Below are 14,481 nucleotides of genomic sequence, written 5' to 3'. Positions count from 1 at the left end.
GGCGGATTCAGCCACGGGCCGAAGAACAGCGCGCCGCCTGTCGCCGGGTGGGGGTCTGCTATAGAACTGGTGTATGAACGTACGCACCCCTGACCCCAATCCGGGCTGGCTCTCCGAAGACGATCTGTACGAGGCCCGCCGCCGCCTGCCGATGGTCTACGTGGAGGCGATCCCCGTCCGGTGCGACGCCCTCGGGTACGTCAACGAGGTGGGACTGCTGCTGCAGGCCAACGAGCAGGGCGAGATGGTGCGGACCTTCGTCTCCGGTCGTGTGATGTACCGGGAGACCATCCGGGCGGCGCTCCTGCGCCATCTCGAGAAGGACCTCGGGCCCCTCGCCCTCCCGCAGCTGCCGCCGTCGCCCCTGCCCTTCACGATCGCCGAGTACTTCCCCTCCCCCTCGGAGACCGGGCTGACCGACGACCGCCAGCACGCCGTCGCCCTCGCGTACCTCATCCCCGTGACGGGCGAGTGCAACCCGCGCCAGGACGCCCTGGAGCTGTCCTGGCTCACCCCGTCCGAGGCGCTCAGCCCGTCCATCCAGGCGGAATTCTCCGGTGGCCGTGCCGACCTGCTGCGTCAGGCCCTGGCCCATGCCGGGTGGGGCCGCTAGTCACGGAGGAACCCGCCGGGGTCCGCGTTACCGTATCGTGAAACGGGCGCGCTGGGGCGCCGGAGGACATCCACGGGGTTACTGGCAGAGGTTGGCACGACGTACATGATGGTGAACAGGGTGGACAGGACCGGGCTGCGCGCGGTTCCGGCAGAGGTGCTCGCGGCGGGGGACGTCCTGGCGCTCCCCGACGGCGAGGAGACGGCGGAGGTCACCGCCGTCGAGGTGGAGAACGACGACTTCGGCGTGCCCGCACTCGTTCTCGCGACCGTGGCGGGAGGACGCCGGGTGTCCATCGCCACCGGCTCGATGGTCTACCTCGAACCGGCCGACGCCGAGCTCGGCGCCTCGGCGGTCGCCGCCGACCACGGCTCGCCCGAAGCGCTCGTCGCGCAGATCGCCCAGGCGCATGCCGGCAGCGGCGCCGTCCAGGAGATCGCCGGGCGCCTCGCCCGCGGCATCAACCTCAAGTCGGGGAGCAACCTCCAGGACCTGCACCAGCTCGCGCTCGCGCTGTTCGTCGACGAGGGCGACACCGCCGCGGCGCTGACCGTCGCCGACCTGCTGGCCGAGCTGCCGTTCGACGGCAACTTCGGGCGGTGGAAGTGGATCGAGGGCGGCCTCGCGATCGCCGCCTACCTCACCCGGCACGACCAGGCGCGCTCCGCCCGGTACTCAGCGGCCATCCGTGCTGCGGACGACGCCGAGACGGACCCGCTGCGCGCGAAGACCGCCGCCATGTACCGGCAGCGCCAGCTCAACGAGCCCAACGTCTACGACCCGGAGATCCTCCGGGCGTCCTCGGCCGGCACGATCGACGTCGAGCGGGACTGGCGGGTCCTCCGCATCGGCGTGCTGCTCTACCTGCGCGCGCACGGCGGGTCGGAGACCCTGGGCCGCGACGTGCTCGAGCGGCGGATCGCCGCCGAACTCGCCGCCGTCGGTTCCCTCAACGCACAGCTCGCCGACCGGTAGGCACCCGGACACGAGCAGCGCCGCGGACTGGCAAAAGGACTGGCAAAATAGGGTGGTGCATCCACAGTCCCAGCAGTCCTCGTTCTCCTTCTCCGTCAGCAGCCGCCTCGAGGAGACGACGCCGGGGGCCGGGACCGGCGGGCGGCGGCACGGACGCACCGGGACCATCACCACCCCGCACGGCGAGATCCGCACGCCGGCGTTCATCCCCGTCGGGACCAAGGCCTCGGTCAAGGCCGTCCTCCCCGGAGCCATGGCGGACCTCGGCGCGCAGGCCCTGCTCGCGAACGCCTACCACCTCTACCTGCAGCCCGGGGCGGACATCCTCGACGAGGCGGGCGGGCTCGGCGCCTTCATGAACTGGCCCGGCCCCACCTTCACCGATTCCGGGGGCTTCCAGGTGATGAGCCTCGGTTCGGGGTTCAAGAAGGTCATCACCATGGACGTCCCCGTCGACGCCGACAAGGCCGGCGCCGATGACCGCGTCGCCGTCGGCAAGGAGCGCCTCGCCTCCATCGACGACGACGGCGTCTGGTTCAAGTCCCACCTCAACGGCGACCGCCACCGCTTCACCCCCGAGATCTCCATGCAGGTGCAGCACCAGCTGGGCGCCGACATCATGTTCGCGTTCGACGAGCTCACCACCCTGATGAACTCGCGCGGCTACCAGGAGGAATCCCTGGAACGGACGCGGCTCTGGGCGCTGCGCTGCATCGCGGAGCACGAGCGCCTCACCGCGGCACGCAGTCACCGCCCCTACCAGGCCCTGTTCGGCGTCATCCAGGGCGCACAGTACGAGGACCTCCGGAGGAAGGCGTCGGCGGACCTCGGCGCCATGGACTTCGACGGCTTCGGGATCGGCGGGGCGCTGGAGAAGGAGAACCTCGGGACGATCCTCGGCTGGTGCAGCGACGAGCTGCCCGAGGACAAGCCCCGCCACCTGCTGGGCATCTCCGAGCCCGACGACCTCTTCACCGGCATCGAGAACGGCGCCGACACGTTCGACTGCGTCTCCCCCACCCGTGTGGCCCGCAACTCCGCGTTCTACACGCCGGACGGCCGGTGGAACCTCTCGAACGCGCGCTTCAAGCGGGACTTCACGCCGCTCGTCGAGGGCTGCGACTGCTACACCTGCACGCACTACACCCGCGCCTACATCCACCACCTGTTCAAGGCGAAGGAGATGGTGTCCGCGACCCTGATCTCCATCCACAACGAGCGGTTCGTGGTGCGCATGGTCGACGACGCCCGGGCCGCCATCGAGGACGGCACGTTCTACGACCTGAAGGCCGACGTGCTGGGGCGGTACTACGCCTGACCCTCCTTCCCCGCAGATCGTGCGGGATCGTTACCGAATCTGGACCGCACCGCGGACGATCGCTGATAATCTCCGGCTGTACAACCTTCCCGGTCAGAAGCCCCTGGTTCCCGAACGAGAAGTTCACCGCGGGAAATAGGGGAAGAATGCGGAGTGTCGGGAGGCTTCTCTGGGGGGTGGCACTGGGCGTCATCGCCCTTTCCGGCTGCACGCCGCCACCTGCCGATGCGCCCGATATGCCGGCCTCAGGACCGTCGGCGGCCTCGACGTCGCCCGGGACGATGCCCGCATCGCCGGACGCGGCGACGACGTCGGTTGCCGACGCCACGGGGACGGACCTGCCGGCCCCTGCGTCCCCCGATCCCGGACCGAGCGTCGAGGCGACCCTGGAGACCAGCAGGGAGTCGGTGCCGGCGAATCCGACCGCCATCGCCAACGATTCCCTGAGCGACGTGGTGTGCACGGCGGATGCAGCCGGCGTCTGGTCCTTCTCCGGGACGCTGACCAATACGGCCGACACCGTAGTGACGTTCTCTGTCGTCGTCGCAGTCGGGAGCACCAGCAGCGTGGCCGGCCGCACGAGGATCCAGCAAGCAGTACCAGCCGGCGGCACGGTCGAAGTCCGCGCTGATGCCTTCGCCGAGGCCCCGGCACCCTCCACATGTCAGGCGGTCGTCTTCCGGTGAACACTTCATCCACGTCCCTTCCGGCGCGCGCACTCGGTGTCGTCTCGCTGGCCGCTCTCCTTCTCTCCGGGCTCGCTCCGGGCGCGGTCGCAGCGCCCGCCCCTCCCCCTCCGGTCGCGGAGCAGACCCCCGCACCGACTCCCCCGGCGCAGGCTCCAGCGGATCCGGACACGACTCCCCCTGCTGGCGCGCTGCGGACACCTGCGCCTGCAGGCCCGGACGCGGTTCCGGAGCCGTCGACCGCGGGATCGGCTCCGCCCGAGCCTCCCCGGCCGGAGTGGCGACGAGCTCCGTCCCGACCGCCACGGCCGAGCCCGGTGATGAGGAACCCGGCCCCGGACCTGAAATCCCACCGGAGAGTGCCGCACCGGCGGTGCCTGACCTGCAGGAACCACCTACCCCGACGGCAATACCGGACCCCGGGGTCAGCGCCGCCGCCTCGGGTCCTTTCACTCCCATCGGAGGCATCGCCGCCAAGTGGCGGGAACTCGGCGGTGCTGCCGGGCCGCTGGGCGAACCGACCTCCAATGAGTCCTGCACCGCAGCAGGACGCTGCGTGGAGACCTTCGTCGGCGGAGAGATCCACTACACCCCCTCCACCGGAGCGCACGCAGTACTGTTCACCTCCGGCAGGACCGGCCCCCGGTGGGCGGCCACCGGAGGCCTGGCCGCCGTCGGCTATCCGGTGACCGACGAGCGGTGCACCGCGGGCGGCTGCTCCCAGCGGTTCTCCAGCGGGATCGACCTCACCTGGAGCAGGGTGGGCGGGCACCAGCAGGTATGGACCCGGGGCGCCGTCGGTGGCGCGCTGTACAACCGGTACGGCGGCTACGCTGCGGCCGGCTACCCGTCCTCGGCCGAGGTATGCGGCACGCGGGACAACGGCTGCGCCCAGGAGTTCGGCGGACTCCGGATCCTGTGGTCCGCGTCGTCCGGCGCCTTCGGGGTATGGACCCCCGGAGCCATCGGCGGCGCATATGCACGGACCGGGGCGGAGAACGGCTGGCTCGGTTACCCGACGTCCAGGGAGACCTGCGGGTTGCGATCGGCCGGCTGCAAGCAGACCTTCCAGCACGGGGTGATCTCCTGGTCGGCAGCAACAGGCGCCCACGTCAGCCGCGGCGGGATGCTCGCCGCCTGGGCGGCCCGCGGAGCGGAGAACGGTGTACTCGGGTATCCCCTCGACAACGAGGTGTGCGGGCAGCTGAACGGTGGCTGCGTCCAGAAGTACCAGGGCGGATCGACCTACTGGTCCCCGGCGACCGGCGGACACTCGACGAACGGCGATATCCGCGCCCGTCACGAGAATCTGGGCGCCCATACCGGTTACCTGGGCTACCCGCTGGAAGCCGAGGTCTGCGGACAGCGCAACGGTGGCTGCTACCAGTGGTTCCAGGGAGGCGTGATCTTCTGGTCCCCCGCAACCGGGTCCCAACCCGTCCGCGGAGGGATGAGAGCTCAGTACGAATCGATGGGCTGGCACCTGAGCTACCTCGGCTACCCCCAGACGCCGGAGCGCTGCGAGGGCGGTGAATGTGTCCAGCCCTTCCAGGGCGGGTACATCTCCTGGAAGAGCTCCGGCGGCCGGGATCACCGGCACACCGCATGCACCACGCTGAACGACGGACGCTCCAGGTACCCGACGGGCGGGGCGAAGAGGGTCCTCCTCACCATCGCCGGCGGGTACGGCCAGAGTTCCGCCAGCGCCGTGTACTGCCAGAAGGTGGCGGGAACGTATGTCACCGACTGGACGACCGATGCCAGGGTGGGATCCAGCGGCTTCAGGAGGCCGGGAGTCCCGTCCGGGCCCACCCGCTTCAACTATTCCCCCACAGGGTCCTACTCCGTGACCGAGGCCTTCGGCCTGGGCAACCCCGGCACCGCGCTGCCCTACCGCACGCTGAACCCCCGCTCACGCTGGGGCGGCAACCCCTACACGGCCACCTACAACAAGTACTTCGAGTCCTCCGCGTGGACGGGGTACGACGAGGACATGTGGTATTTCGCTACACGGGCCACGCACGATTACCGGCAGGGCGCCGTGATCAACTACAACCGGCCGCCGGACTCGGCGATCGTCCAGGACGCGGGCTTCGCCATCTTCCTGCACGAGAACAAGGCTCCGACCGCCGGGTGCATCGCGCTCGACGACTGGGCGGTCGAGGACTACCTCAGGAAGTCCACGCCGGGGGACCGCATCATCATGGGCGTCGCTTCGGACCTGTTCCGGTAGCAGCGGCTCCCTGAAACGGGCCGGCACGGCGCCTCACCCTCGTGTTTGAACATGTTCAGTTTCGGGCTAGACTCCGAATTGAACATGTTCGAAAGGGAGCAGAATGCCGACGCCGACAGCCAAGAGTGAAGCGACCCGGGAGCTGCTGGTGTCGACGGCGCTTCGGCTGTTCCGCGAGAACGGGTACGAGAAGACCACCATGCGGGCGATCGCCTCCGCGGCCGAGGTCTCCACCGGAAGCGCGTACTACTACTTCGCCTCCAAGGACGATCTCGTCCACGAGCTCTACCGCAGCCTGCAGGAGGAGCACCGGGCGCTCGCGCTGCCGCTGCTCCGCGAGGGGCAGAACCTCGGGGAGCTCCTGCGGGTGGTCCTCAACACCGGCGTCGACGTCCTGGCGCCGTACCACGACTTCGGTTCCAACTTCATTAGCATCGCCATCAAGCCCTCGGCCACCACGAGTCCCTTCGGCAGTGAATCCGCCGTCGCCCGTGCCCGTGCCATCTCCCTCTTCCGGCACGCCGTCTCACTGTCGAGGCCCCAGCCACCGCTCGCCATCCGCGACGACCTCCCGGAGCTCCTCTGGTACGCCTACATGGCGATCACCCTCTTCTGGGTGTACGACTCCTCGCCCCGCCAGGTCCGCACCCGCCGCCTCATCGACCAGGCCGCGCCGCTCCTGTCCAAGCTCGTGATCCTCTCGCGGCTTCCCGTCGTCCGGAAGATCGTCGAGGACATCGTCCAGCTGATCCGTGGGACACGGCAGTGAGCACGGACGACGGGACACCCGACGACCGGACACCGGACGGGACACCCGACGAGGGGACGCCCGACGACGGGGCACCGGACGGGACACTCGACGAGGGGAGGCCCGACGACGGGGCCGGGCTTCCGCCTCGCCGCGTGACGTTCGGCGCGGGAGCCGTGGCGGTCGGGTTCCTCGTGGGCCTGGTCACGCTCGCCCTGGTCTTCGCGCTCCCCTGGGGCGCGGACGCACCCGGCGTCTTCGTGCTGGCCCTCTGGTACGGGCTCGGCATCGGCCTGGTCACGGGGCTGCCGCTCGGCATCCTCGTCGGGCTCCTGCTGCGCCCGGTGACGAACCAGTGGGTGCACATCGGCGTCTTCTTCGCCGCCTTCACCCTCGTCCCCCTGGCCCTGATCGCCCTGCTGTCGCCCTCGAGGTCGGTGCTGGAGAACCTCCCGGTCGCCCTCATCATCGGAGGCGTGGGCGCTTTCGCCCGCGCGAGTGTCTGGAAGCTGGTCCGCGTTCAATGAGCATCACCACAGTAGTCCTCGCCGGAGCATCGGGATTCATCGGCAGCCACCTGGTCCGCCGCTTCACCGAGGCGGGGGTGGAGGTACGGACGGTCGGCCGGTCCGGCCCGGCGGTCTGGGGCGACACGGCCGCCATCGCCCATGCCCTCCACGGCGCGGACGCCCTCGTCAACCTCGCCGGGCGCAGCGTGAACTGCCGCTACAACAGGCGGAATGCGGACGCCATCTTCTCCTCCCGCGTCGGCACCACCGAGGAACTCGGCCGCGCCCTCGCGCTGTGCCGGGCGGAGGGCGGCACGCCGCCGCCGGTCTGGATCAACGCGAGCACGGGCACCATCTACCGGCACGCGACGGACCGGCCGCAGGCGGAGGACGACGGCGACCTCGGCTCGGGCTTCTCGGTGTCAGTGGCACGGGCCTGGGAACAGGCACTCGCCGACGCCGACGTCCCGGACGTCCGGAAGGTGGCGCTGCGCATCTCGATCGTGCTCGGTCCGGGCAGCGTGATGACGCCGCTCCGAAATCTGGCGAGGCTCGGCCTGGGTGGACGGATGGGCGCGGGGACGCAGAAGTTCAGCTGGGTCCACCTCGACGACCTGTTCCGCGCCATCACGTTTCTCGTCGAAACGCCCTCGCTGAGCGGGCCCGTCAACGTCGCGGCCCCCGGGGTCGTGACCAACGCCGAGCTGATGGCCGCCGTCCGCAGGCGCCTGCGCGTCCCCGCGGGCCTGCCGACCCCGGCGTGGCTCCTGGACCTCGGCGGCGTGCTGATCCGGACGGAGGCGGAACTGGTCCTCAAGAGCCGGTGGGTGTCCCCGCGCAAGCTGCTCGACGCGGGCTTCACCTTCGACTACCCCACCCTCGGCCCGGCGCTCGACGACATCCTCCGGCGGGATCGGGTGGCCGCGCCGGAGCCGGTTCGGGCACACTAGGGAAATGTCCGAGACCCAGCCTTCCCCGTCCCCAGCCGTCACCCTGACCATCGCCGGTTCCGAGGCCACGGGCGGCGCCGGTGCGCAGGCCGACCTCAAGACGTTCCAGGAGCTGGGCGTGTACGGCGTCGTAGCCCTGACCTGCATCGTGTCCTTCGACCCGAAGCAGGAGTGGCAGCACCGGTTCGTCCCCGTGGACCAGCAGGTCATCGCCGACCAGCTCGAGGCCATCCAGTCCTGCTACCCCCTCACCACCGTCAAGCTCGGCATGCTCGGCACCCCCGCGACGATCGACACCGTCGCGGCCGCGCTGAGGAGCCAGGCGTGGGACAACGTGGTCCTCGACCCGGTGCTGATCTGCAAGGGGCAGGAGCCCGGGGCCGCGCTCGACACCGACCAGGCACTGAAGGCGAACATCCTCCCGCTGGCCACCTTCGTCACCCCGAACCATTTCGAGGCGGAATCGCTCTCGGGCATCACCATCGAGAACCTGGCGGACCTCGAGGAGGCGGCGCGCATCATCCACGCCCAGAGCGGTGCCGTGGTCCTCGCCAAGGGTGGCGTCCGGATCGAGGGACCCGACGCCGTGGACGTCTACTTCGACGGCGAGACCCTCGAGGTCCTGTCCGCTCCCAAGGTCGGCGAGGTCGCCGTCAGCGGAGCCGGCTGCACGCTCGCCGCAGCCATCGCCGCCGAACTGGCGAAGGGCGCGGCCCCGCTCGAGGCTGCCCGCACGGCCAAGGAGTTCGTCACGGAGGGCATCCGCAACCGGGTCGTATCGAATGCCCCGTTCGACGCCGTCTGGCAGGGCGGCGCGCGGTCGTCCCGCTAGCGGAGGGGCGGACACCGTGGGTACCACGCCCGGACGGGCGTCCGACGGCGCCTCGGCTGCGCGTGCTCCGCACAGCGCGGACGGGGTAGCCTCCACCGGCTCGCCGACGCAGCGTCAGGAGGGGACGGCGGACGACGACGGACGCGGGGAGAGCCTCAACCAGCGCCTCGACCGCAACTGGCAGGAGATGCTGCAGGAGCTGCGCGTCATGCAGACCGGCATCCAGATCCTGACCGGTTTCCTGCTGACCCTGCCGTTCCAGAGCCGCTTCGAGGAACTCGACGACGTGCAGGTGGCGGTCTACCTGTGCCTGGTCTGCCTGTCCGCCCTGATCACAGCCCTGGTGCTGTCCTCCGTCAACCTGCACCGCGTGCTCTTCGGCCTGCGCGTGAAGTCCACCCTCGTCCAGCACACCGCTGCGATCATCCGGACGACCATCGCCCTCGTGGGGCTCGTGCTCGCCGGTACCGCCTGGCTCATCTTCGACCTCGTGGTGGATCGTACGGCGGGTCTCGTCGTCGGAGCGTCGCTCCTGCTCGTGGTGATGCTGCTGTGGGTCGTGTACCCGCTGGCCGTCCGCCGTCGTGCGCTGCGGAACCGCGACTGACCGCCGTGCGCCTGCTCCCTACCCGCCGGCGGGCGCCTGGGCCGGCGCGGGAGTGGGCGTGGACGTGGCCCCCTCCTCGGGTGCGCAGGTCAGCCCCGCGGGAGTGATGTCCACACCTTCGGGCGGCACCAGGCCCTCGAAGGAGGAACCCAGGATGACGTCGACCGACCTGTCCTCGCGCTCGTCGGCCACATAGGTCGAGTCCGGGATGGTGCGCTGCACGGTGAAGGCATTCGCGCGGCCGCCCTCACCCGAGACGATGATCGCCGTGATGCCCGTGGGGCCGATCTCCCGGTTGCCGATGTCGCGGACCGCGAAGGCGCGCTCCCGCAACTGCCCCGCCGCGGTACCGGCCAGTCCGTCGATGGTGGTGCTGTTGTAGACGTTGACCGTGATGGCGCTCGGGTCCTGGTAGTCGAACGGCCCGGTCGGGCACGTCGACGTCGGAACCGGCGCGGGGGCCGAGGAACCGATGCTGATGTCGCCGCGCGCGAGGGCGAGTGCCACGAGGACGGCGGCGGTGACGAGTCCCAGGAGGAGCACGAGGACCACCCCGTGGCGGATCCTGCGCACCGATGCGCGATGGCGCCGCGCGGCGTCGTCCTCGACGAAGACGGCTCCGAGGTCCGTCTCGGTGACGATCCGGTGGCCGTGCCACTCGGTCGGATCACGTCGGGCCTGTGCCCGCCGCTCGCGCGGCGAACCCTCCTCAGTCATGCAGCACGAGGACTCTCGCGTGCAGGATGGTCCGCTGGTGCAGGGCGGTCCGGACGGCGCGGTGCAGGCCGTCCTCGAGGTACATCACGTCGTTCCACTGCACCACGTGGGGGAAGAGGTCACCGAAGAAGGTCGAGTCCTCGGCGAGGAGCGCCTCGAGGTCGAGGGTGGTCTTGGTGGTCACGAGTTCGTCGAGCCGCACCTGCCGGGGAGGGACCTCCGCCCAGTCCTTCGGGGTCACGTGTCCGTGCTCCGGGTACGGCCGGCCGTCACTTACTGCTTTGAAGATCACTGCTACAGCCTAGGTAATTGCTCCGGCCAATGGAATGTGGGGCCATCCTCCGCGCCAACTCGTGGCCGAAAGGTTACGGCTCGGGATGCGGGAGTGCCGGCAGCGGGTCGTCGGCCGACGGGTAGGAGGGCTGTGCGCCGGGGCGCTGCACGGCGAAGGACCCCACCCGGACCGCGATCCGGACGGCCTCCTCAAGCCGGTCCCCGACTGCGAGCCGAGCGGCGAGCGCTCCAACGAACGCGTCGCCCGCGCCCGTCGTGTCGACCACGCGCACGTGCGGGGCTCGGGCAGCCCGGACGGCGCCGCCGTCCGACACCAGGGCGCCGGCCGCGCCGAGCGTCATCACCACCGAGGCGAACCCCCGGGCGAGGAGGCCCGTGACGACGCCCTCGTGGTCCGGCGCCCTCCCACCCCCGGCCTGCGCGAGGACCAGGGCTCCTTCGTGTTCGTTGACGACGAGCGGATCGGCGCGGAGGAGCACCTCGGGATCGACGGCGATGACGGGCGCCAGGTTGACGATCACGCGACCGGAGGCCGACCTCACCGCAGCCTCGGTGGCCTCCGCGGGCAGCTCACCCTGGACCACGACGACGGCCGCCTCGCGGATGGCAGCCGAGGACGCGCCGACGAGCTCGGGAGTCACCTCGGCGTTGGCGCCGGGCAGCACCACGATCGTGTTCTCGCCGTCGTCGGCCACCTCCACGACCGCGACACCCGTGCCTCCGCCGGTCCGCCGGACAGACTGCAGGTCCACGCCGGCATCGGCCAGGGCGGAGAGTGCGACCTCGGCATACGCGTCGCCGCCCACGGCGCCGATCATGGTCACCTCGGCGCCGAGCAACGCAGCTGCGACCGCCTGGTTGGCGCCCTTGCCGCCGGGCAGCACCGTCATGGAGCGGCCCAGGACCGTCTCGCCCGGCCGCGGGTGCCGTTCGAGGGCGACCACGAGGTCCGCATTGATGGACCCGACGACGGTGATGCCCTGGGAGCTGCCTGGAATCATTCCCGCAGTCTTCCACGACCCCGGTCACCGGGCGGGCGCAGGGACACGAATGGAAGGAGCATGCGGCCCGGGAACATAATGGGGTCATGCCTACGGACGCCCCGATCGATCTGCTGCCCGACGCCCCCGCCGTTCCCGGTCCCCGTGACGGGGTGCCCGTCCAGGGCCTCCTGCTGGACGTCGACGGCCCCGTCGCGAGCCCCGTCACGCGCACCGTTCCTGCCGGGATCATCGCCGACCTGCTCACCCTCGCCTCGGCGGGCTGGCCGGTCGTCTTCAACACGGGCCGCTCCGACGCCTTCATCCGGGAGCAGGTCATGGAACCGATGCTCGCCGTGGGGATCCCGTCCGGCGTCACCTTCCACGCGGTCTGCGAGAAGGGGGCCACCTGGTTCTCCTTCACGGCCGACGGCGCCGGCCAGGTCTTCGTCGACCGGGAGCTCGCGCTGCCGACCAGCTTCGCCGACGACGTCCGGGACCTCGTCGAGGAGAAGTACGCGGACCTGATGTTCTTCGACGAGACCAAGCTGTCCATGGTGTCCGTCGAGCAGTCCCTCGACGCCACGAACGCCGCCTACCTCGAGGGCCAGCGCCTGTTCGACGACGACGCCCTCGACATCCTGCACAGCCATGACATGGGGGCGTGCCGGCTGGACCGCGAGGAGCCGAACAGCCACGGGGACATCGACTACCGCGTGGACCCAACGATCATCTCCACCGACATCGAGTCGGTGCGTGTGGGCAAGGACCTCGGTGCCGAGCGTGCCCTGACCCTCGTCGCACCGCTCACGGAGGTCCCATCCACCTGGCGGACGGTCGGCGATTCCCGCACTGATTACGCCATGGCCGACTACCTGCACGAACAGGGCTTCGACGTCGCGCACGTGGATGTCCGCCCTGCGGACGGGGTGCCCGTGAAGCCCTACGAGGTCATGACGGAGGGCCGGCTCGTCCACGAGGAGGCCGGGGCGGCCTTCCTCGCACGCTGCGTCGCCTCGCTCGGCTGACGCCTCGTCCCGGGCGGAAGCCTGTCAGGCCGCGGGCCGCGCCAGGACGTCCTCGATCGCCGCGATGACCTCGGGGGCGCCAGGCTCCACCGTCGGCGCGAAGCGGGCGACGACCGCGCCGTCGCGGTTCACCAGGAACTTCTCGAAGTTCCATTTCACGAGGCCGGGCAGGACCCCGTTCCTGAACTCCGTGAGCTGCCGGTACAGCGGGTGCTGCTCCTTGCCCCGCACATCGCCCTTGGTCAGGAGCGGGAACGTCACGCCGAACGTGGTCGAGCAGAACTCGGCGATCTCGTCGTCGTTCCCCGGTTCCTGTCCCAGGAACTGGTTGCAGGGCATCCCGAGGACCACGAGCCCCGCCTCGGCGTAGGTGGAGTACAGCTCCTCGAGGGCCGCGTACTGGGGGGTGAAGCCGCACTTCGAGGCGACGTTCACCACCAGCACGGGCTGTCCACGGAAATCGCCGAAGGTCTTCCTGCTGCCGTCGTTCATGGTGAGGTCGATCCCGTACAGGCCGGACGAGGACATGGGCTGCTCCCTGGTAGGTGGTCGTGATCCTGCTTCGTTCAGCTCAGCCGCGTGGATTGCCTGCCCGATGATGCGGGAGGCAGGAGCAAATGCGCCCGGGGAGACGTTGGAAGCAACGACGGCCGAGGAGGCCGCGCACACCGCCCGCCGGATCGGCTGCGGTTCCCAACAGGATAGGTCGTCGCATGGGTTTGATCGACACATGGAAGCTGCAGCTCCGGACCACCTTCACCGACGGCGATCCGGCGATCCCCCAGTGGCAGTTCGACTTCGAGAAGGGTGACGACGTCGGGTACTTCCCGGTGGACTCGGCCGTCTGGACGGTGCACAGCTCGATGACGCCGACCGTCGCCGGCATCCGCGCGCTCCTGCTGCAGACGCTCCACCCCGGGGCGATGGCGGGTGTGCATGCGCATTCCGGCTTCCGGGAGGAGCCGCTCGGCCGGCTCGCGAACACCATCCGCTGGATCTTCACCGTGACGTACGGATCCACGGAGGCGGCACGGGAGGGCTCGGCCTTCGTGCAGAGGCTGCATACGAGGGTGAACGGCACGTATCTCGACAGCCGTGGCGAGGAGAGGCCCTACTCGGCGGGCGATCCCGACCTCATCCGGTGGGTGCACCTCGCGTTCACGGATGCCTTCGTGGCCTCCCATGCCGCCTACGGCGGACGCATCCCGGGCGGAGCGGACCAGTACGTCGCGGAGTGGGCGCAGGCCGGCGAACTGATGGGCCTCGAGGATCCGCCGCGGTCCGAGGCGGAGCTCGCATCGCAACTCGCCGCGTTCGATGCCGAGCTCACCGACAGCGAACAAGTCCAGGAGGCCCTGACCTACATCCGCCGTCCTCCGCTCCCCCGGTCCCAACGCCTCGGGTACCAGGTGCTGTTCGCGGGAGCCGTCGCGACCCTCGACCCCAGGCACCGCGAGCTGCTCGGCCTCCGGGTCCCCTCGCTCGGACCGGTCCGCCTGCCGATCCGGACGGCGGTGCGCCTCGTGCTCGGCGTGATCCGGCTGGGGCTCGGACCCGAAGGGCCCGCGGAGAAGGCCGCGAAGACCCGGATCCGCCGGCTGGGCGGATCCGCCGGCACAACGGCGCATTAAACAGCAGGACCCCGGCCGGGGCCGGGGTCCTGCTGGTGGAGCAACAAGGCGGAGGATGGGGGATTTGAACCCCCGAGGGCGTTAACCCAACACGCGTTCCAGGCGTGCGCCATAGGCCGCTAGGCGAATCCTCCTCATTTGGAGCAGATACCAGAATACCCATACAAGTGGATCCTGCCGAATCGTGCCGTCCGCGGGGCTGTGTCGTCGGGTCGAAAGCCGTCCTTCCGACTGTGTAGACTATTTCCCGGCCCCTCATGTGGTGTCATCCTGTGAACTCCCCCAGGACCGGAAGGTAGCAAGGGTAAGCGGGCTCTGGCAGGTGCATGGGGGGTCTTCACTTTAAGCACGGCGGCAGCG

16 protein-coding genes, 1 tRNA gene and 1 other RNA gene are annotated in these 14,481 nt (G+C 70.1%); 13 read left to right on the top strand and 5 right to left on the bottom strand.

What is annotated here, in order from left to right; genetic code table 11:
• Window positions 1–73 precede the first annotated feature (73 nt).
• The 10 genes from ACX80L_RS09335 to ACX80L_RS09290 all read left to right on the top strand — a co-directional run bounded on the left by ACX80L_RS09335 (window position 74) and on the right by ACX80L_RS09290 (window position 9,471).
• Entirely contained in the window at window positions 74–613 is a 540-nt protein-coding gene (locus ACX80L_RS09335; RefSeq protein WP_133080337.1) for an NUDIX hydrolase family protein, read from the top strand.
• A gap of 105 nt (window positions 614–718) precedes the next feature.
• The gene (locus tag ACX80L_RS09330; RefSeq protein WP_459289187.1) at window positions 719–1,588 is read left to right on the top strand and encodes a DUF6707 family protein; all 870 of its coding nucleotides are present in this window, start codon (window positions 719–721) and stop codon (window positions 1,586–1,588) included.
• Window positions 1,589–1,643: 55 nt separating this feature from the next.
• The gene (gene tgt / locus ACX80L_RS09325) at window positions 1,644–2,906 is read left to right on the top strand and encodes a tRNA guanosine(34) transglycosylase Tgt (protein ID WP_459268857.1); all 1,263 of its coding nucleotides are present in this window, start codon (window positions 1,644–1,646) and stop codon (window positions 2,904–2,906) included.
• A 236-nt stretch (window positions 2,907–3,142) separates the two neighbouring features.
• Window positions 3,143–3,592: a hypothetical protein gene (locus tag ACX80L_RS09320; protein WP_459289185.1), complete on the top strand. Its 450-nt coding sequence runs from the start codon at window positions 3,143–3,145 to the stop codon at window positions 3,590–3,592.
• Window positions 3,537–5,825: a L,D-transpeptidase family protein gene (locus ACX80L_RS09315; RefSeq protein WP_459289183.1), complete on the top strand. Its 2,289-nt coding sequence runs from the start codon at window positions 3,537–3,539 to the stop codon at window positions 5,823–5,825. Before ACX80L_RS09320 ends, ACX80L_RS09315 begins: the two co-directional genes overlap by 56 nt.
• 103 nt (window positions 5,826–5,928) lie before the next feature.
• Window positions 5,929–6,594 carry a TetR/AcrR family transcriptional regulator gene (locus tag ACX80L_RS09310; RefSeq protein ID WP_133080333.1) on the top strand — a complete coding sequence of 222 codons (666 nt, stop codon included), beginning with the start codon at window positions 5,929–5,931 and terminating at the stop codon, window positions 6,592–6,594.
• Window positions 6,591–7,100 carry a hypothetical protein gene (locus ACX80L_RS09305; RefSeq protein ID WP_459289181.1) on the top strand — a complete coding sequence of 170 codons (510 nt, stop codon included), beginning with the start codon at window positions 6,591–6,593 and terminating at the stop codon, window positions 7,098–7,100. The genes ACX80L_RS09310 and ACX80L_RS09305 overlap by 4 nt, the downstream gene beginning before the upstream one ends.
• On the top strand, window positions 7,097–8,032 hold the full coding sequence (locus ACX80L_RS09300; RefSeq protein ID WP_459289179.1) for a TIGR01777 family oxidoreductase: 936 nt from the start codon (window positions 7,097–7,099) through the stop codon (window positions 8,030–8,032). Before ACX80L_RS09305 ends, ACX80L_RS09300 begins: the two co-directional genes overlap by 4 nt.
• Window positions 8,033–8,036: 4 nt before the next feature.
• Complete coding sequence (thiD, locus tag ACX80L_RS09295; RefSeq protein ID WP_459289177.1) at window positions 8,037–8,864, top strand: bifunctional hydroxymethylpyrimidine kinase/phosphomethylpyrimidine kinase; 828 nt, start codon at window positions 8,037–8,039, stop codon at window positions 8,862–8,864.
• A gap of 16 nt (window positions 8,865–8,880) precedes the next feature.
• Entirely contained in the window at window positions 8,881–9,471 is a 591-nt protein-coding gene (locus tag ACX80L_RS09290) for a DUF6328 family protein (RefSeq protein ID WP_459289175.1), read from the top strand.
• A gap of 18 nt (window positions 9,472–9,489) precedes the next feature.
• Here the strand turns inward: ACX80L_RS09290 and ACX80L_RS09285 are convergent, their stop codons facing one another.
• The 3 genes from ACX80L_RS09285 to ACX80L_RS09275 form a co-directional block, all read right to left on the bottom strand.
• Window positions 9,490–10,188, bottom strand: coding sequence for a LytR C-terminal domain-containing protein (locus tag ACX80L_RS09285; protein ID WP_459289173.1), 699 nt, complete (start codon window positions 10,186–10,188; stop codon window positions 9,490–9,492).
• Window positions 10,181–10,480, bottom strand: coding sequence for a type II toxin-antitoxin system VapB family antitoxin (locus ACX80L_RS09280; RefSeq protein WP_133080328.1), 300 nt, complete (start codon window positions 10,478–10,480; stop codon window positions 10,181–10,183). Before ACX80L_RS09280 ends, ACX80L_RS09285 begins: the two co-directional genes overlap by 8 nt.
• 73 nt (window positions 10,481–10,553) lie before the next feature.
• Window positions 10,554–11,483 carry a ribokinase gene (locus ACX80L_RS09275; RefSeq protein WP_459289171.1) on the bottom strand — a complete coding sequence of 310 codons (930 nt, stop codon included), beginning with the start codon at window positions 11,481–11,483 and terminating at the stop codon, window positions 10,554–10,556.
• A gap of 86 nt (window positions 11,484–11,569) precedes the next feature.
• On the opposite strand from ACX80L_RS09275, the gene ACX80L_RS09270 reads away from it, so the two are divergent.
• A complete protein-coding gene (locus ACX80L_RS09270; RefSeq protein WP_459268849.1) occupies window positions 11,570–12,490 on the top strand; it encodes a Cof-type HAD-IIB family hydrolase in 921 nt (306 codons plus the stop codon).
• A 24-nt stretch (window positions 12,491–12,514) separates the two neighbouring features.
• On the opposite strand, the gene ACX80L_RS09265 is transcribed toward ACX80L_RS09270, so the two are convergent.
• Window positions 12,515–13,018 carry a glutathione peroxidase gene (locus ACX80L_RS09265; protein WP_459289169.1) on the bottom strand — a complete coding sequence of 168 codons (504 nt, stop codon included), beginning with the start codon at window positions 13,016–13,018 and terminating at the stop codon, window positions 12,515–12,517.
• A gap of 185 nt (window positions 13,019–13,203) precedes the next feature.
• On the opposite strand from ACX80L_RS09265, the gene ACX80L_RS09260 reads away from it, so the two are divergent.
• Window positions 13,204–14,121, top strand: a complete 918-nt coding sequence (locus ACX80L_RS09260; protein ID WP_459289167.1) for an oxygenase MpaB family protein — start codon at window positions 13,204–13,206, stop codon at window positions 14,119–14,121.
• A gap of 49 nt (window positions 14,122–14,170) precedes the next feature.
• Here the strand turns inward: ACX80L_RS09260 and ACX80L_RS09255 are convergent.
• Window positions 14,171–14,255, bottom strand: a tRNA-Ser gene (locus tag ACX80L_RS09255).
• A 112-nt stretch (window positions 14,256–14,367) separates the two neighbouring features.
• Here ACX80L_RS09255 and ffs point away from each other — a divergent pair.
• An RNA gene (gene ffs / locus ACX80L_RS09250) (signal recognition particle sRNA small type) lies at window positions 14,368–14,463 on the top strand.
• Window positions 14,464–14,481: the final 18 nt, after the last annotated feature.

This window comes from Arthrobacter sp. MDT1-48-3, from assembly GCF_054511015.1.
The sequence above is the reverse complement of the archived record's forward strand: the minus strand, read 5'-3'. Positions and strand labels throughout refer to the sequence as shown.